At 65.5% G+C, this 14,107-nt stretch carries 17 protein-coding genes, 1 tRNA gene and 1 pseudogene; 12 read left to right on the top strand and 7 right to left on the bottom strand.

The window, feature by feature from the left end; all coding sequences use genetic code 11:
• The 4 genes from A9W95_RS12020 to A9W95_RS12005 all read right to left on the bottom strand — a co-directional run.
• The coding region (locus tag A9W95_RS12020; RefSeq protein WP_156746155.1) for a hypothetical protein at nucleotides 1-1,207 on the bottom strand (1,207 nt) is incomplete at its 3' end.
• Between the two features lie 98 nt (nucleotides 1,208-1,305).
• Entirely contained in the window at nucleotides 1,306-1,878 is a 573-nt protein-coding gene (gene dcd / locus A9W95_RS12015) for a dCTP deaminase (protein WP_067412526.1), read from the bottom strand.
• 32 nt (nucleotides 1,879-1,910) lie between these two features.
• A complete protein-coding gene (locus A9W95_RS12010) occupies nucleotides 1,911-2,576 on the bottom strand; it encodes a hypothetical protein (RefSeq protein ID WP_172826607.1) in 666 nt (221 codons plus the stop codon).
• Nucleotides 2,577-2,647: 71 nt separating this feature from the next.
• A complete protein-coding gene (locus tag A9W95_RS12005; protein WP_067412522.1) occupies nucleotides 2,648-3,310 on the bottom strand; it encodes a bifunctional 2-polyprenyl-6-hydroxyphenol methylase/3-demethylubiquinol 3-O-methyltransferase UbiG in 663 nt (220 codons plus the stop codon).
• 96 nt (nucleotides 3,311-3,406) lie between these two features.
• Between A9W95_RS12005 and A9W95_RS12000 the strand changes: the two genes are divergently transcribed.
• The 5 genes from A9W95_RS12000 to A9W95_RS11980 all read left to right on the top strand — a co-directional run bounded on the left by A9W95_RS12000 (nucleotide 3,407) and on the right by A9W95_RS11980 (nucleotide 7,588).
• Nucleotides 3,407-3,979, top strand: coding sequence for a helix-turn-helix domain-containing protein (locus A9W95_RS12000; protein ID WP_067412520.1), 573 nt, complete (start codon nucleotides 3,407-3,409; stop codon nucleotides 3,977-3,979).
• Nucleotides 3,980-4,040: 61 nt separating this feature from the next.
• Entirely contained in the window at nucleotides 4,041-4,628 is a 588-nt protein-coding gene (locus tag A9W95_RS11995; RefSeq protein WP_067412517.1) for a cutinase family protein, read from the top strand.
• Nucleotides 4,629-4,752: 124 nt separating this feature from the next.
• Nucleotides 4,753-6,273, top strand: a complete 1,521-nt coding sequence (locus A9W95_RS11990; protein WP_067412514.1) for an FAD-dependent monooxygenase — start codon at nucleotides 4,753-4,755, stop codon at nucleotides 6,271-6,273.
• The gene (locus A9W95_RS11985; RefSeq protein WP_067412512.1) at nucleotides 6,270-6,935 is read left to right on the top strand and encodes a TetR family transcriptional regulator; all 666 of its coding nucleotides are present in this window, start codon (nucleotides 6,270-6,272) and stop codon (nucleotides 6,933-6,935) included. The genes A9W95_RS11990 and A9W95_RS11985 overlap by 4 nt, the downstream gene beginning before the upstream one ends.
• Nucleotides 6,932-7,588, top strand: a complete 657-nt coding sequence (locus A9W95_RS11980) for a hemerythrin domain-containing protein (protein WP_067412509.1) — start codon at nucleotides 6,932-6,934, stop codon at nucleotides 7,586-7,588. The genes A9W95_RS11985 and A9W95_RS11980 overlap by 4 nt, the downstream gene beginning before the upstream one ends.
• 53 nt (nucleotides 7,589-7,641) lie before the next feature.
• Here A9W95_RS11980 and A9W95_RS11975 read toward each other — a convergent pair whose 3' ends face one another.
• A complete protein-coding gene (locus tag A9W95_RS11975) occupies nucleotides 7,642-8,226 on the bottom strand; it encodes a M15 family metallopeptidase (protein ID WP_253851637.1) in 585 nt (194 codons plus the stop codon).
• Between the two features lie 44 nt (nucleotides 8,227-8,270).
• Between A9W95_RS11975 and A9W95_RS11970 the strand changes: the two genes are divergently transcribed.
• Nucleotides 8,271-9,032 carry a S9 family peptidase gene (locus tag A9W95_RS11970; RefSeq protein WP_067412505.1) on the top strand — a complete coding sequence of 254 codons (762 nt, stop codon included), beginning with the start codon at nucleotides 8,271-8,273 and terminating at the stop codon, nucleotides 9,030-9,032.
• 33 nt (nucleotides 9,033-9,065) lie between these two features.
• Nucleotides 9,066-9,139 (top strand) — tRNA-Gly (locus tag A9W95_RS11965).
• A 166-nt stretch (nucleotides 9,140-9,305) separates the two neighbouring features.
• On the opposite strand, the pseudogene A9W95_RS27910 reads toward A9W95_RS11965, so the two are convergent.
• Nucleotides 9,306-9,806 (bottom strand): annotated as a pseudogene (locus tag A9W95_RS27910) (site-specific integrase); the annotation flags it as partial.
• Here A9W95_RS27910 and A9W95_RS27905 point away from each other — a divergent pair.
• Nucleotides 9,735-10,088, top strand: a complete 354-nt coding sequence (locus A9W95_RS27905; RefSeq protein ID WP_253851636.1) for a hypothetical protein — start codon at nucleotides 9,735-9,737, stop codon at nucleotides 10,086-10,088. The pseudogene A9W95_RS27910 and the gene A9W95_RS27905 overlap by 72 nt on opposite strands.
• 277 nt (nucleotides 10,089-10,365) lie before the next feature.
• Here A9W95_RS27905 and A9W95_RS11955 read toward each other — a convergent pair whose 3' ends face one another.
• A complete protein-coding gene (locus A9W95_RS11955) occupies nucleotides 10,366-11,010 on the bottom strand; it encodes a transcriptional regulator (RefSeq protein ID WP_067412559.1) in 645 nt (214 codons plus the stop codon).
• Nucleotides 11,011-11,123: 113 nt separating this feature from the next.
• On the opposite strand from A9W95_RS11955, the gene A9W95_RS27900 reads away from it, so the two are divergent.
• The 4 genes from A9W95_RS27900 to A9W95_RS11935 are packed head-to-tail and all read left to right on the top strand — an operon-like array spanning nucleotide 11,124 to nucleotide 13,904.
• On the top strand, nucleotides 11,124-11,354 hold the full coding sequence (locus A9W95_RS27900) for a helix-turn-helix domain-containing protein (protein ID WP_082983044.1): 231 nt from the start codon (nucleotides 11,124-11,126) through the stop codon (nucleotides 11,352-11,354).
• The gene (locus tag A9W95_RS11945) at nucleotides 11,351-11,677 is read left to right on the top strand and encodes a DUF2742 domain-containing protein (RefSeq protein WP_082983043.1); all 327 of its coding nucleotides are present in this window, start codon (nucleotides 11,351-11,353) and stop codon (nucleotides 11,675-11,677) included. The genes A9W95_RS27900 and A9W95_RS11945 overlap by 4 nt, the downstream gene beginning before the upstream one ends.
• A complete protein-coding gene (locus A9W95_RS11940; protein WP_156746154.1) occupies nucleotides 11,674-13,353 on the top strand; it encodes a hypothetical protein in 1,680 nt (559 codons plus the stop codon). The genes A9W95_RS11945 and A9W95_RS11940 overlap by 4 nt, the downstream gene beginning before the upstream one ends.
• Entirely contained in the window at nucleotides 13,353-13,904 is a 552-nt protein-coding gene (locus tag A9W95_RS11935) for an HNH endonuclease (RefSeq protein WP_253851635.1), read from the top strand. Before A9W95_RS11940 ends, A9W95_RS11935 begins: the two co-directional genes overlap by 1 nt.
• The last annotated feature ends 203 nt before the right edge of the window (nucleotides 13,905-14,107 follow it).

The raw sequence follows: 14,107 nt of genomic DNA, 5'->3' as shown, positions 1-14,107 counted from the left end.
GGGGCACCGGCGGACGCAGGAAAGTATTGGGTCCCGGCACCTGTACCGGCGGCACCACGATCGGCACGATCGGCGGCACCGCAACCGGCTCAGGCACAACCGGAGCGGCGGGAGCCGGCAAAGCTGGCGCCGGCAAGGCCGGGGCCTCCGGCGCCGGAGCGGGCGCCTGCGGGATCACCACTCTGGGGGCAGCCGCTGGCCGGGGCACATCGATCTTTTGTTGCGCCGGCGCAGCCACCTGTAGGGGCGGCGCCGGTTGCTCGGTCGGTGCCACGAAGTGGTTCTGGCTCGGCGTGGGCTGCAATGCGACCGTCGGGCGGATGCCGATGGCCAGCGCGATCTCCAGCGCCACCACCGCGGCGATGGCCACCACGGCCAGCACACTGCCGATCAACAACACGGGCCTGCGGGCTTCCGGTTCCTCGGCGACGTCATCACCCGGTTCCTCGTCATAACCGAACTCACCGACGGCGGGTTCGTCGGTGACCACGGGATCTTGGGCATAGGCCAGGGCGGTGGTCGTCGCCGCAAACAGCGGCGAATTGCCCGAGGCCAGCGCCGCGCCGCGCGCCAGTGCCATTTCCGGTTCCTCGGGGGCGCTGACCGTGAGCGACGTCGCGGCCTCCAGGGCCGGTTTTATGAGGGGGACGTCGACACCGGAACCGACCACATACAGCCCGTCGGGGTGGGTGTCCAACGTCTCAGCGGCGGCCGCCAGCTCGACCAATTCGGCTACCGCCGTGTCGTCGTCGTCGGCCAACTGCTGCCGGCGCAGCTCGCACAGTGACCCGTCCGATGTGTCCACCACGGCCAACGTCGCGGCCTCCGGCTCGATGAACAACACCGCCGTCTTTTGCTGGCCGACAGCGCATCCGGCCGCCTGTCCCAGCGCCGCTGCGGCCATGAACGCCGAAACCAACATGACGTTCTCAACCTTGTACGCCGCCAACGCATCACGCAGCGCGGCCGCTTGGACTTGATCGGTCCAACTCACGCCCACCGCCGACAGGTGCAGGCCGGCGTCGGCCGCGCCCTCCTGGGTGCCCAGGATGGCGGAGAGAACCTGATCGGTTGCGCGTGTGGGTGCCGAGTCCCGGCCGATGCGGAAACTGTCTTCGTCGACGATCACGCCGTCGCCGTCTTCGCCTTCGACGAGTGCCATGCGAACGGCCGACGGCGCCATCGAAACCCCAAGTACGACGTCCACAACCCCTCCCAAGGTGTGCAAACCAGCCACGGTCTGGCGGAAGGAACACGGCGCGCGATCGCCAACTATCAATGGTCGCCGATAGAGCTGTGCAACAGCTAGGTGGACCTAATGAAGTTCTGGTACGACCGGGACGGCGTGGGGCCTCGCTGACCCTGGTATTTCGACCCTACTCGGGAACTGCCGTATGGGTGCTCCGATGGGCTGGTTAGTCGGAGAATACATAACTGACCGATTTTCATGCCTGGCCACAACGTGATTGGCAAGTTGGCGACGTTGGACAACTCCAGCGTGATGTGCCCGCTGAAGCCCGGGTCGATGAAGCCGGCGGTCGAGTGGGTGAGCAACCCCAGCCGCCCCAGCGAAGACTTGCCCTCCAGCCGTCCCGCCAGGTCCTCGGGCAGGGAGAACTGTTCCAACGTGGACCCCAGCACGAACTCGCCCGGATGCAGGACGAACGGGTCGCCCTCTTTGGGTTCCACCAGGCTGGTCAGCTCGTCCTGCTGCTTGGCCGGATCGATGTGCGTATAGCGGGTGTTGTTGAACACGCGGAACAACGAATCGAGCCGGACGTCGATGCTGGACGGCTGAACCAGGCTGTCGTCGAACGGATGGATGCCCACCCGCCCCGCGGCGATTTCGGCCCTGAGGTCACGATCGGAGAGCAGCACCCGAAGAGCGTATCTGCCGCGGCCCGTCGCGCTCAGCGAACGTAGATTTCGTCCCCGGTCGGGTAACCGCCGCCGGTGGTGGTGACATGGACGTGGTCGTAGTGGCCGGCGCCGGTGTTCTGCGCGCCGTCGGGGGTGTAGTAGACGCCCCGCCAGATGGCGTCTTGCATCCCGAACCGGGCGGCATTCTCCATGACGAATGCGACGACCCTGTTGCCCAGCGCGATCCCCTCGGCGGTTTCCGGGTTGGGAATCATGACGTCGAGCGCCAGCCCGCGGGGATGCCAGCCGAGCGCGTCGGGCCGCACGCCCCCGATCTCGTGAATCTCGGGGAACTCAGCACTGATGCTGCGTGCGGTCAGGATGGTGCGGATCTGCAGGCCCTGCTCGGGCGCCACTCCGGTCGGCAGAAAGCGCGACCGGGTGTCGACGCGATATCTCGAGGCCACGGGCAATTGTCCGGCAGCAAAACTTGGCCCGTCAGCGGTACCGGCCAGGTCCGACATCGGCGCTGGGGACGCGGCGACGAGTTCCAAGCAGCACGGTGCCGGTTCCTCGACGACGGGTTTGGCGATATCGCGCGCGGCGAGTGGATTGACATCGGCGCCCGCGGCGAAGAACACAGCGGCTGGGGCGATGAAGGCGGCCAGCGCGACGCGCGACTTTCGTCGCTGCCTCACCATTTCGTGCCGACCCACGAATGGCACCTTACGGAGCAACGTCAGATAACAAAAGAATAACTATGCATTTCTTATGTTTCTTAGTAGGTCTAATGCGCTCGGCGCAGCAAAGTGCTTGCGTGGCGGCGCAACAGCATGACGTTGTCCTTGATGGTGGCTCGCTGGCCGTCGGGACCGGTCACCTCGCGGTCGACGGCCTCCACCCGAACCCGTTGCCACTCGCCTGCGTGGAGGTCGAGCGAGGCGAGCACCTCTTCGGCTCCGGGAAATGGGTAGTCGTGGTGGTCCGACCACGACGGCGCCGAACCGTGGTCGACGATCAGCAGATGACCGCCCGAGCACAGTGCATCGGCGGCCGCGCGCAGCACCGCGCTGCGATCGAGCGACAGTGGTTCCGGCACGTGAAAGAAGTGGGCTGACACCAGGTCGAACGGGCCCGCGGGCACGCCGTCGACAAGATCGGTCCGGACGAATTCGATGCGATCGGCGAGGCCGCGCTTCTGGGAATCCTGACTGGCGCGCTCGATGGCCACCGGCGAGATGTCGGTGGCCACGACCTGCCAACCTCGCTCGGCGAGCCACATGGCGTCACCACCCTCTCCGCAGCCGAGATCGAGCGCTCTGCCCGGCGGGAGTTCGGCCGCGACCTCGGCGAGTCGGACGTTGACGTTCCCGCTCCATATGCGGTCACTTCGGCGGTAGAGGCGGTTCCAGAAGTCCGGCGCCGCTTCACCTGGTTCAGGCGCGTGCATCTGCGGTCTCCCGCCTTTTGAGGAATGTGCAGTCCCAAGTTGTGTTCATGGCCACGAGCTTGCCCGCCGCGGCCTAAACTGCCAACCTGTTTTGCTATGGAGGCAAAAAGCGATTCGGTTGACGCCCGCGTGCGGCGTCGGCTGCGGGAATTGCGCACTGAGCGCGGCATGACGCTGGATGACGTTGCGTCACTTGCAAAGATCGACGTGTCTACCCTGTCCCGGCTGGAGTCGGGTAAGCGCCGCTTGGCGCTCGATCACCTGCCGCGACTTGCCCAGGCGCTGTCCGTCAGCACCGACGAGTTGATGCGCGCTCCGGAGTCACCAGATCCACGCGTGCAATCGAACTCTTTCAGCCGCGACGGCATCACTTTCTGGCCGCTGACGCGCCAAGGCCCGGCCAGTGGGCTGCACGCCTATAAGATCAGGGTCAGCGCCCGCCGCCGCAAGCCACCGGCCGAGCTGCGGGTGCACGAGGGCCAAGAATGGATGTACGTGTTATCCGGAAAACTGCGCCTTCTGTTGGGCGACAAGGACTTCGTGATTCAGCCGGGCGAGGCCGTCGAGTTCAGCACGTGGCAACCACACTGGTTCGGGACCGTGGACGGTCCCGTGGAGGCCATCGCCATCTTCGGTGTTCACGGTGAGCGCGTCCACATGCATCAATGAGGTCCCTATGGCCGTGGAAATTTCGGCCGACGCACCTCCAGCAAATCAGTAATATCGCCTCATGAGGCTCGTTGCGCGTTGCGTCCTCATTCTTGCGGTCGTCGCCCCGCAAGTGTCGGTGGCGTTGGCGGTGACACCCGTCGCGTCGGCAGCATGCCCCGATGCCGAAGTGGTCTTCGCCCGCGGCAGGGAGGAACCGCCCGGTGTCGGCGCGGTCGGTGACGCACTGGTCAGCTCCCTGCGCGGCAAGACGCGCATGTCGATCGGCGTCTACGGAGTCAACTATCCCGCCAACATCACCGTTGGCAGCGGCGCAGGCGACATCAGCGCCCATACCCAATCCATGGCCAAGAACTGCCCTAACACGCGTGAGGTGCTCGGCGGGTACTCGCTTGGCGCCGAGGTGGTCGACGCCGCGCTCTGGACCGGTTTCCCGCCGGGCGTAGATCAGCACGTGGCCGCGGTCGCGCTCTTCGGTAACGGCACTCGTGGACTTCCACCCGCCTTCGCCGGCAAGACGATCGACCAGTGCGCCAAGGGTGACCCGATCTGCCGCAACGGCACCAATTGGCCGTCGCATCTCCAGCCCTCCTACATCGATTCCGGCCTGGTGGATCAGGCGGCGTCTTTCGTGGCGGGCAAGCTCTAGAACCGCTCGCTATCAACAACTTTCAAGCCGTGCTCGTCAAGCTCTGCCCTTGACACCTCAGACACGACGACAGCATTCCGCGGAGCGCCTTCCCGTTAGTTCGCTAACATGTTAGCGTAATAACATGTTAGGGAAGTCCGGGTCCGCGAGTGTCGTCGTGGTCGGCGCGGGCCCCAGTGGCTTGGTGGCATCAGCCGCGCTGTGCACGGCCGGCGTTGACGTTCGGACGCTCGATGCCGCACCGGCGCCGGCGACCACGTCACGAGCATTGGGTTTGCAGCCGCGCGGCATCGAGGTCCTCGACAGAATCGGCGCCATCGGAAGCTTGCGAGAGCGCGCTGTGCCATTGTCGCGCTCCGTATTTTGGATTAATGGTCGAAACCACTCGGAGCTGTCGTGGATCAACTCCAGCCGGTCAGGGCCCGCCAATCCACTGATCATCTCGCAGGCCGACATCGAAGCGTCGCTGCGTAAACGCCTCACCACTGCTGGTGGAACCGTGGAGTGGAACCAGCGCGTCGTCGGTGTCGAAGACAACGGTCAGCATGCCTTGGTGCGGCTCGCCGATGGAACGGTCATCCACGCCGATTGGGTGATAGGCGCCGATGGCGCGCATAGCGTGGTGCGTAAAGCTGCCGGCATCGATTTCCCCGGTGCGCCTCGGGTCGAACTGCTCCTCATCGCGGACGTTTGTGCCGACCTCGACAGCCCCCGGGACGCTGTGGCGTTCTTCGCCGGTCCGGCGGGTCTGCTGGGGGTCTTTCCGTTGCCGGGCGACAACGTATGGCGGCTGATGGCTCCGGCGACCGGACCAGATCGCGCTGAACTGTCGCCAGAGGAGTTCCTTTGGGAACTCGAGACTGGCTTGGCGCAGCACGCGGGCGGAGTCGTCCGATCGGTAGCGTGGGCATCGTCGTTTCGCATCCACCGCCGGCTGGCCGACGCCTACCGGCGCGGCAGATTGTTGCTGGCCGGTGACGCCGCCCACGTCCACAGTCCCGTCGGCGCACAAGGATTGAACACTGGAATCGGTGACGCGGAGAATCTCGCCTGGAAGCTCGCCCTTGTTGTGAGCGGCCGTGCGCATGAGACGTTGCTCGATAGTTACGAGGCCGAGCGACGTCCGGTCGCCGCTAAAGTGTTGTCCCACACCGCCGACGTCACCGACATCCTGGCTGGCGGCAAGTTGATGAGGCGCCTTATTCGTGATCACGTCATGGTGCCGATGCTGAGCCGGCGATGGGTGCAGCGACGTATCGCGGACACTGCGTCACAATTGTCGGTGAGCTATCGCAGCGGACCGCTCGGCTGCACGCGTCGACTGCATGCATTCCGTAGGAGCGCACCAGGGCTCCGTCCGGGTGACAGGGTGCCCGACACCGAATTCCCTTCTGAGAAGGGAGATATGGTGCGCCTGTTCACCTTGCTTGGTCCCGGTTGGGCCCTGCTCGGACGCGACGCGTTGGGTGAGGTCGCGAAGACTCGACTCGGTGACGTCGCGGTTTTACCCGGCGGTGACGATGCGCTTCTGGTGCGCCCAGATGGCCACCTCGCCTGGCGCGGGCGCGATCCCGGCAAGCTAGCCGAGTGGCTTGACGTCATGCTGGGCCGTCCATGTGGCAAGAACGCGGTGTCGTCGCGGTGAAGGACGGCGACTGGCGCAGCCGGAAGAAAGCGGCCACCCGTAGATCTATCCAAGAACACGCGTTACGTCTGTTCGCTGAAAAGGGCTACGACAGCACCACGGTTGAAGACATCGCCGCGGCCGCCGGTGTGTCGCACATGACGTTCTTCCGATATTTCCCCCGGAAGGAAAACGTCGTACAGACACGTGAGTACGACCCGATGATCGAGGAACTCATCGTCGCCCGACCGCCCCAGGAATCAACCCTGGCGGCAATCTGTGCCGCCCTGTCCGCGAGTTTCGCCGCAGTCCTGCCGACGGACCGGCAAAGAATTCTTACCCGCGTTCGACTCATGATGAGTACACCCCAGCTGCGGGCCCTGCAATTAATCGCCATGGATGAGACTCGCGCCCTGTTCGCACGTTCGCTCGCGCGACGCAGCGGTCTTGACCAGGAGAGTCTGGTGGTGGCCGTCCACGCGAGGGTCGCCGTGGCCGTTTTTGTGGCGGCATTGGAAACCTGGGCACAGACCGACGATGGCGATCTCATCGCGATCCTCGACGCGGCGTTCAGCGCCGCGGAGACTGCCACGACGCCGCAACCTTCGGATCGTGCAACCAACCACATCAGTCGTTCCCCTCAATCGACAGGCGCTGGACAGCGACGAAGGAGTAGGCGATGACCTCGACTGCGGCGTTCGAGATGGCGATGGTTCACCGCGCGTTGCGCACCGAACTACACCGGGTGCCGAATCTGATCGACGATGTGGGTGCCGGGGAAGCGAAGCGCGCAGCGGTCGTCAACGCGCACCTGAACTTCGTCGTCACCCTGCTGCATCACCACCATGCCGCCGAGGACGACCTCATATGGCCGAAGCTGCATGCCCGGGTGCCGTCGTGTGACAACGCGATCTGCCGCATGGAGCAGGCACACCGCGCCATCGCGGCAGGCGTCGACACGGCGAAAGCCACCGGTGCGGTATGGGCGAAGACGGGCGCACGGTCGGCGGGAGAGCGATTGCGGACGGCAGTCGATGAACTGATCGGACTTGTCGACGCGCATCTTGCCGACGAGGAGCGCGACGTCGTTCCGTTGATCGAGGACTACATCACCGCCGCCGAATGGAAGAAGGCAACCGCGCGCGGTGCGTCGATTCTGCGCACTCATCCCAGGTTGGGACTGGTCTTCGCGGGTTGCATGCTCGAAGGGGCCTCCGACGACGACAAGCACCGCCTCCTTGCCGGTGTCCCGTCGGCCGCCAGGATCATGTGGAACCTTGCCGGCACCCGTACCTATGAGGGTTACCGCGCAAAGCTTTACAGCCGAGGTCTATGAATGTGGCCGTGGGCTCAGTTGGCGCCTTCGGCGGCGACCTAGGCGGAGTCGGACTAGCCGGCCGCGTCGGGCAGCAGCGCCGGGCAGTTTCCGGCCGCGTCGGTGGCCAACTCGAAGTGCCACAGCTCGTTGGCGTATATCCGGCATAACCCGAACCGGGGCCCGTTGGCGATGAGCCACTGGTCAGCGCCCGTACCGCCTACGTCGACCGCTTGTCCCACAACGTGTTTGGACGCCGCTGGGGTCTGCACGTATTGACGCGCGGCGGCCAAGCTGCCGTAGGTCTGCACGGCCTGATCGAGCAGCTGTTGTTGGAAGGCGGGCGATCGCCACCCCGAGTTGATGGTCATGGTGATGCCGTCGGCGGCTGCGGCGGTCGCGGCGCTTTGGATCGCATGCAACAACGCCGGTTCCAGGCGCCCGATTGCCGGGTTCAGGACGTCGAACGGGGTTAGCGCGCGTCCGTCGGGCAACGAACCGTCGCTCGGGTCGGTTACCGGGTCCAGCGGGATGGAGTGGTCGACGAGCCAGACGGGTGATTCCGTCGTGGCAGGTGCCGTCGGCAGGAACGACAGGGCTGCCGTCGCGACGGCCAACCCGGCCACGGGCACGGCCCACCGAAGTGGTGGTGTTCTCACGCCGGCCTACCCTAATCGGTCACCAGCGTGGGTACCTTCCCTCCATGGCAGAGCGAGTCACGTTCCAGAGTTCGACGGGTCCCAACCTGGCCGGCGTAATCGACGTGCCGGAGGGCGACGTACGCGGCTGGGGCGTGTTCGCGCACGGGTTCACGCTCGGCAAGGACTCCCCGGCCGCGGCGCGGATCTGTAAGCAGTTAGCCGCCGACGGGATCGGCATGTTGCGCTTCGACGCGTTGGGGCTCAGCGGGTCAGAGGGAGATTGGGGCGACGGGTCGTTCACCGTGAAGGTCAACGACATCGTTAAGGCGTGCGAGTTCATGGCCGAGCGCGGGACGCCGGCGGACATCCTGGTCGGGCACTCGTGGGGTGGTGCGGCCGTGCTCGCCGCGGCCCGAAAGTGTCCAGGCGTGCGTTCGGTCGTCACGGTGGCGGCGCCGATCGACGTCGGCCATGTCGAGAAGCACTATGACGCGGTGGTCGACCGCTGCCTGACCGAGGGCAGTGCGGAGTGGATGGTCGGTGGTCGCACGCTGACGTTGAAACGGGAATTCGTCGAGGATGTGCGCGCGGCGCAGCTCGAGGACAAGATCCCCGATCTGCGGTTGCCGCTGCTGATTCTGCACTCGCCGACGGACAACACGGTCGGCATCGAGAACGCGAGCGAGATCTTCCGCCTGGCGCGGCACCCGCGCAGCTTCGTCTCGCTCGAGGGCTCGGATCACTTGCTCACCGCCCGCGGCCAGGCGCATCGGGCCGGACGGATCATCGGGGCGTGGGCCGATGCGTACCTCGACGACGAATAGCGCCGGCCGGTGCTAGCCTTTCTGGGCAACCGCGCCGATGTAGTTCAATGGCAGAACATCAGCTTCCCAAGCTGAATACGCGGGTTCGATTCCCGTCATCGGCTCCACGTTTACCCGCGGCGATGCCTTGCGTCGTGTTCGAGCAAGAGGCTCGGTGACACACGATGACACAACTCGGTCCAAACTCGCTCCGGCCGCCTGAAGCGCAGCTAATTGGCTGTGCGCGTAGAGCTTCATCGTGAGCGACGCGTCTTTGTGGCCAATCCAGGCCGCGATCACCGCGACGGGCACTCCCTGCAGGTGCATGAGGGTCGCACAGGTGTGCCGGGCCGCGTGCAGCTTGATGTGCCGCAAACCGGCGGCTTCGACCGTTTCACGCCAGTACCGAGACAGCACCGCCGGCGAGTACGGGTCGCCGACCTCGTTGGACACCACGTAGGCCCCGGACCGGTAGGAAGCGCCCAACACCAGCCGCTCGGCCACCTGCCGCTTCTTGGCCGCCTTCAATACCGTCACTAGCCGATCGGGCAGGGGCAGCGTCCTGCGTGAGGTCGTGGACTTCGGATCATTCTCGACCGTCTTGCCGCCGGCCGACACCCGGTTGTTCACGATCGACAGCGTCTTAGCGTTCAAATCAACGTCTTGCCAACGCAATCCCGCGATTTCACCCCGGCGCATCCCGGACAACGCCAGCTCCCAAGCATGCCCGAGCCGGTCGTTAGCCAGCGCCGCGAGGAGCTGCTGAACCTCGTCCTCGGTGTAGGTGTCGACCACCCGGTGCGGCCGGTTGACGCGGTCGACATGCTCAGCGACGTTGCGGGCCACCAAGCCCTGACGCTGCGCATCAGCGAGCACCTGGGCGATGGTTTGAATGACTTTGTTCGCCGCGTCGGCTCCCCACGGGCGGCGGGTCCGACCCTTCGCCGTCTCGGTGCCGCCGGTGAGCAGATCAGCCACCAGCTCGTCGATATGACGCTTGGTGAGGCGCTGCACCGGCAGGTTCCCGTGCCGCTCCCGCAGGGGCGTCAAGTCGTAGCCCAACTTCGACTTCGATGATGCCCGCAGGTTGTGGCGGCCAGCCAGGTACTGCTCGCAGACCTGCTCGACGGTGACCGTTTTGCGGGCGACGAACTGGCCAGTCATTGCCTCGTCACCGATCGCGGCGAGAGCACGGCGAGCTTCGGCCTCCGTGTTGTAGCGGCGCCGAACCTGTTGGCGTGCACCGGTTCCCGGATTTACGCCACCATCTACCCGAACCTGATAGCGCACGACAGGTTCCCAGTTTTGCGGTCGGTTGTCGTGACTTTCGTTATCTGCGGAGGTAGTTGCTGTCTCATTGGTCCTCTTCTCTCACTGGCTGACCCAGCGCCCTTAGCTGGCGGATGGTCTGCACACGCAGCTTCTCGTTCGCGTCGAGCGCGGACTTCAGGGTTTGGGCGAACCTTCCGCCGTCCAGCTCATCAGCCTCGCGGGCCGCCGCATCATGGGCCAGATGCTGCTGTAGGTCGCGCACACGCGCCAGCTCGCTCTCGATCCCCTTCAGCTCGCGCGCCAGCAGCAGCGGCTCGCCGGCATCGACGACCTCCTGCTGCGACACCCCGAACCGTTCAGTCATCCGGAACGCCAGCTTGGGGCTGTCGCCGACAAACCACTCAAGGGCGTCCACTGAATCGCATTCCAACCCAGGCAGCACTTCGACGGGGCCGTGCGGCACGCCCGGGTAGATCAGCATGACCGGGGGGATTGCTAACGCAGCCGCCAAAACCAGCAATTCGGCCAGGTCCATTTTGCCCTCGCGATGGCCGGTTTCGATCTTTCCGATCGCGACCCGCGATACCGGATACCCCAGCTCCGCGGTGCGTTCGGCCAGCCCGGCCGCCGTGAGGTCCAGAGCCTTTCGGCGTTCCCGGACCGCGCTGCCCGTCCGCGCCGCCAGCTCCTTTTGCCACTGCTTGGCAGTCACATCGGTTTTCGGCAAAGCGACACCTTTCATTAGACCTATATGCATTACGGCGAATCTCGGCGTAAGCTCGCCATAACGGTAACAAGAATACATGTTCGTGTCGCATTCTGGAAACATCTGAGGATCGCATGACCACCGACCAACAACTACGGGACGAGGTCGCCCGCCTGCTGGACGACGTCGCCAGACCCGCCAAGCTCAACGAGATTCCCGAGGCCATGGAAAAGCTCAAGGTAGGCCGGTCCACAGTCTTCGCCCTGATGGCATCCGGGCAACTACGTTCCGTGAAAATTGGGCGGCGCAGGCTAATTCCAGAGCAGGCGCTCCGCGATTTCATCGCCGGCCTCGAAGACGCATGACGGTCGAACAGGTCGCCTGGCATCCGGTCCACCAGTATCTGAACCGGCTACGCCGGCGCACCGGGGCGATGGACACCTCAGCACCAGCGCTGGGCACGCCCGCATGGTGCGCCCTGCACGACGACCACCCCGACAAGCTGGCCGGGGTCCTCAACGCGGCCGAGGGTCTGGCATACGGCATCTGCTGGGAGCAGGCGGCAATGGCCGAGGCGGCGAAGGCGGTCGCCGCAGCAGCGGACTGGGCGCGGGTCGCGACCCGCTACCGCGAACGAGCCGACTTCGCCGCCGCACACCCATGGACGAAGCGGGCGGTGACCGCATGAACGCCGATATCTGGGAGCGACCAGAACTCGCCCACATCCGCGATTTCGCGCGATCGAGAAGGGCAAACCCACTCTCCACGCTGGGCGTGGCCCTAGTACGGGCAACATGCCAAATCCCCCCGCACGTCGTGCTCCCGCCCACCATAGGAGGCAGGGTCGCCATCAACCTAAACGTCGCCCTCGTCGGCCCACCTGGTGCGGGCAAGGGCGCAAGCGAGGCCGCCGGCCGCGACTGCATCCAATACCTGGACCCGGACTTTAAGCCAGCCCCTCGCCCGCCCGAATTCTCGCCCGGCAGCGGCGAGGGCATCGCACGCACGCTGATGGAGATGGACAAGGACAAGCGCACCGCGCTATTTATAGCGAGCGAAATCGACTCCCTCGCAGGCTTATTCGCCCGCCGCGGCCAGACCCTAGAGGCCGAGCTGCGGAAAATGTTCATGGGCGAAAGCCTGGGATTCAGCAACGCGAACAAAGACACCAAAACCCGCGTCGAGGCGCTGACCTACCGCGCCGGCCTCATCGTGGGAGTGCAGCCGCTGCGCGCCAAGGTGTTACTGGCTGGCGCGGATGGCGGCACGCCGCAACGTTTCGTGTGGCTGCCGACCCGTGACCCTGATATGCCCGAAGACCGGCCGGCCGCGGTGGGCCCTCGCGTCATCCCTCCCATCCCATTTCCCGACCCTGCAGGCGATGCCCTGATCGATCTCAAGGTCTGCGACGTCGCCCGCGAGGCCATCGACCGCCACCAAGTCGGCTATCACCGCGGCGCTGGCGTCGACCCGCTCGACGGCCACGCCTTGCTGACAGGCCTCAAAGTGGCGTGCGGCCTGATGGTTCTCGCCGGGCGCGATGAAGTGACCGAAGAGGATTGGGAGATAGCGGGCAGCCTCATGCAGGCGTCGCGGGTGACGCGTGCCGGCATCCAGCGGGACGCCGATGAGCAGCGCCGCCAGCAGCGGCTGGCCAGGGCCGCGGACGCAGTCGCGCACGACGAATACGTGTCGGACGGCAAACTCAATCGGGTTAAGCGTTCGCTCGCGGGGTACCTCGCCAAGTTGTCCCCGGGCGAGGTGATCACCAAGAGCGATCTGTACGGCAAGCTGCGCGGGGATCTGCGCCGCGATTACTTCGGTCCAGCAATGAGCGAATTGATTGACGAGGGCGCTGCCTTCAAGGTGCCAACGCAACGCGGAGAGGGGTATACCGCGTCCACCCCATCCACCCTTGTCCAGCCCACCCGACCTGCGGATTCTAAGGGTGGACGAGGGTGGACGCCGTCCACCCCAACACCACCGGACGCCGAGACCCGACCTGGGGAAACGTCGAATCTTCACCGCCCCACGGGTTTCACCCCACCGATCAACGGGATGGACCCGACGCACGCCAATTCCAACCCGCCAGCAAACGAACTCCAACCCCCAACTCGCGTCGAGAGGCATGTGCAACCGGACCTGCCTCCTGACGCGCCCACGCCGGAGACACCCGGCTACACCGACAACGTCAAGCGTGTGCTCGCCTCTGCCCGACCAAACACACCGACGCCCGGGAACTGCTCCGTGTGCGATGAGCCTTTGTGGGCGGCGGCATCCATCGACCGCGGACTCTGCGAGCGCTGCCATCTCGCCGCGACGCCGGACATTGCCGAGCGCACCGACCCAGAGCCGGCGACCTGATGGCCCAGCTCCCTTTCCAGGCCCAAAGACTTAGCCGGCCGGAGACGGCAGCCCAGCGGTGCGGCATGTGCCGCCAGCCGGTCCCTGCCGGGCAGTGCTGCTGTGATCGATGCCACGCCGCGGGGTGGTCGATCCTTTTCTACAGCGGCGTAGGGGAGGAGCATTTCGACGCGGAGCTGTGGCTCCCGGCGCGCGGTTTCGAGGACTCTTACGACGTCTCCACGTTCGGCCGGGTCCGCAACCGCCGTACCGGCCGCATCCTGGTCGCGTCGGGGCGATACCCTTCCGTGCGCTTGGGCGGGCGGACCGTCGCCGTCCACCGGCTGATGGGCGAGACCTACTTGGGTGGCGCGCGGTCCGGCCAGGTGGTGCTGCACGACGACGACGACAAGACCAACCTCTGGATCGCCAACCTGCGGTACGGCAGCCACAGCGACAATCTGCGTGATGCCCACCGGCACGGCGTCCGAAACGCCTGTGCTCGAGCGGCCGCCACCGACTTGTGGGCGACAACATTTTCATCCGAGGCGACGGCACCAGGGTCTGCATAAGCTGCCTCCGCGAGCGGGCCGACGCGGCCAGAGACCCCAGTAGGCCCAACAAACACGACAGTTTTTGAACCGGAGAGCGATTCGGCAATTAGCGGCTCGACGCTGTACCGAGCCACCGGTGTGAACGACGATAAAGCTCGCTTGTCGCCACTAATCTATTTGTGAGCGGCTCGGTTAGAGTGGCGCATTCAGCAGCCTGACTT

The sequence above is a fragment of the Mycobacterium sp. 1423905.2 genome, assembly GCF_001673155.1.
Lineage (GTDB): Bacteria > Actinomycetota > Actinomycetes > Mycobacteriales > Mycobacteriaceae > Mycobacterium.
The sequence above is the reverse complement of the archived record's forward strand: the minus strand, read 5'-3'. Positions and strand labels throughout refer to the sequence as shown.

What these genes read in the sequence shown, in the direction of transcription:
- A9W95_RS11980 (WP_067412509.1), top strand. Translation starts at nt 6,932, where the DNA reads ATGACCTCGACTGCGGCGTTCGAGATGGCGATGGTTCACCGCGCGTTG.
- A9W95_RS11970 (WP_067412505.1), top strand. Translation starts at nt 8,271, where the DNA reads ATGGCAGAGCGAGTCACGTTCCAGAGTTCGACGGGTCCCAACCTGGCC.
- A9W95_RS27905 (WP_253851636.1), top strand. Translation starts at nt 9,735, where the DNA reads ATGCCCGAGCCGGTCGTTAGCCAGCGCCGCGAGGAGCTGCTGAACCTC.
- A9W95_RS11945 (WP_082983043.1), top strand. Translation starts at nt 11,351, where the DNA reads ATGACGGTCGAACAGGTCGCCTGGCATCCGGTCCACCAGTATCTGAAC.
- A9W95_RS12005 (WP_067412522.1), bottom strand. Translation starts at nt 3,310, where the DNA reads ATGCACGCGCCTGAACCAGGTGAAGCGGCGCCGGACTTCTGGAACCGC.
- A9W95_RS11935 (WP_253851635.1), top strand. Translation starts at nt 13,353, where the DNA reads ATGGCCCAGCTCCCTTTCCAGGCCCAAAGACTTAGCCGGCCGGAGACG.
- A9W95_RS11940 (WP_156746154.1), top strand. Translation starts at nt 11,674, where the DNA reads ATGAACGCCGATATCTGGGAGCGACCAGAACTCGCCCACATCCGCGAT.
- A9W95_RS12000 (WP_067412520.1), top strand. Translation starts at nt 3,407, where the DNA reads ATGGAGGCAAAAAGCGATTCGGTTGACGCCCGCGTGCGGCGTCGGCTG.
- A9W95_RS27900 (WP_082983044.1), top strand. Translation starts at nt 11,124, where the DNA reads ATGACCACCGACCAACAACTACGGGACGAGGTCGCCCGCCTGCTGGAC.
- A9W95_RS11995 (WP_067412517.1), top strand. Translation starts at nt 4,041, where the DNA reads ATGAGGCTCGTTGCGCGTTGCGTCCTCATTCTTGCGGTCGTCGCCCCG.
- A9W95_RS11990 (WP_067412514.1), top strand. Translation starts at nt 4,753, where the DNA reads ATGTTAGGGAAGTCCGGGTCCGCGAGTGTCGTCGTGGTCGGCGCGGGC.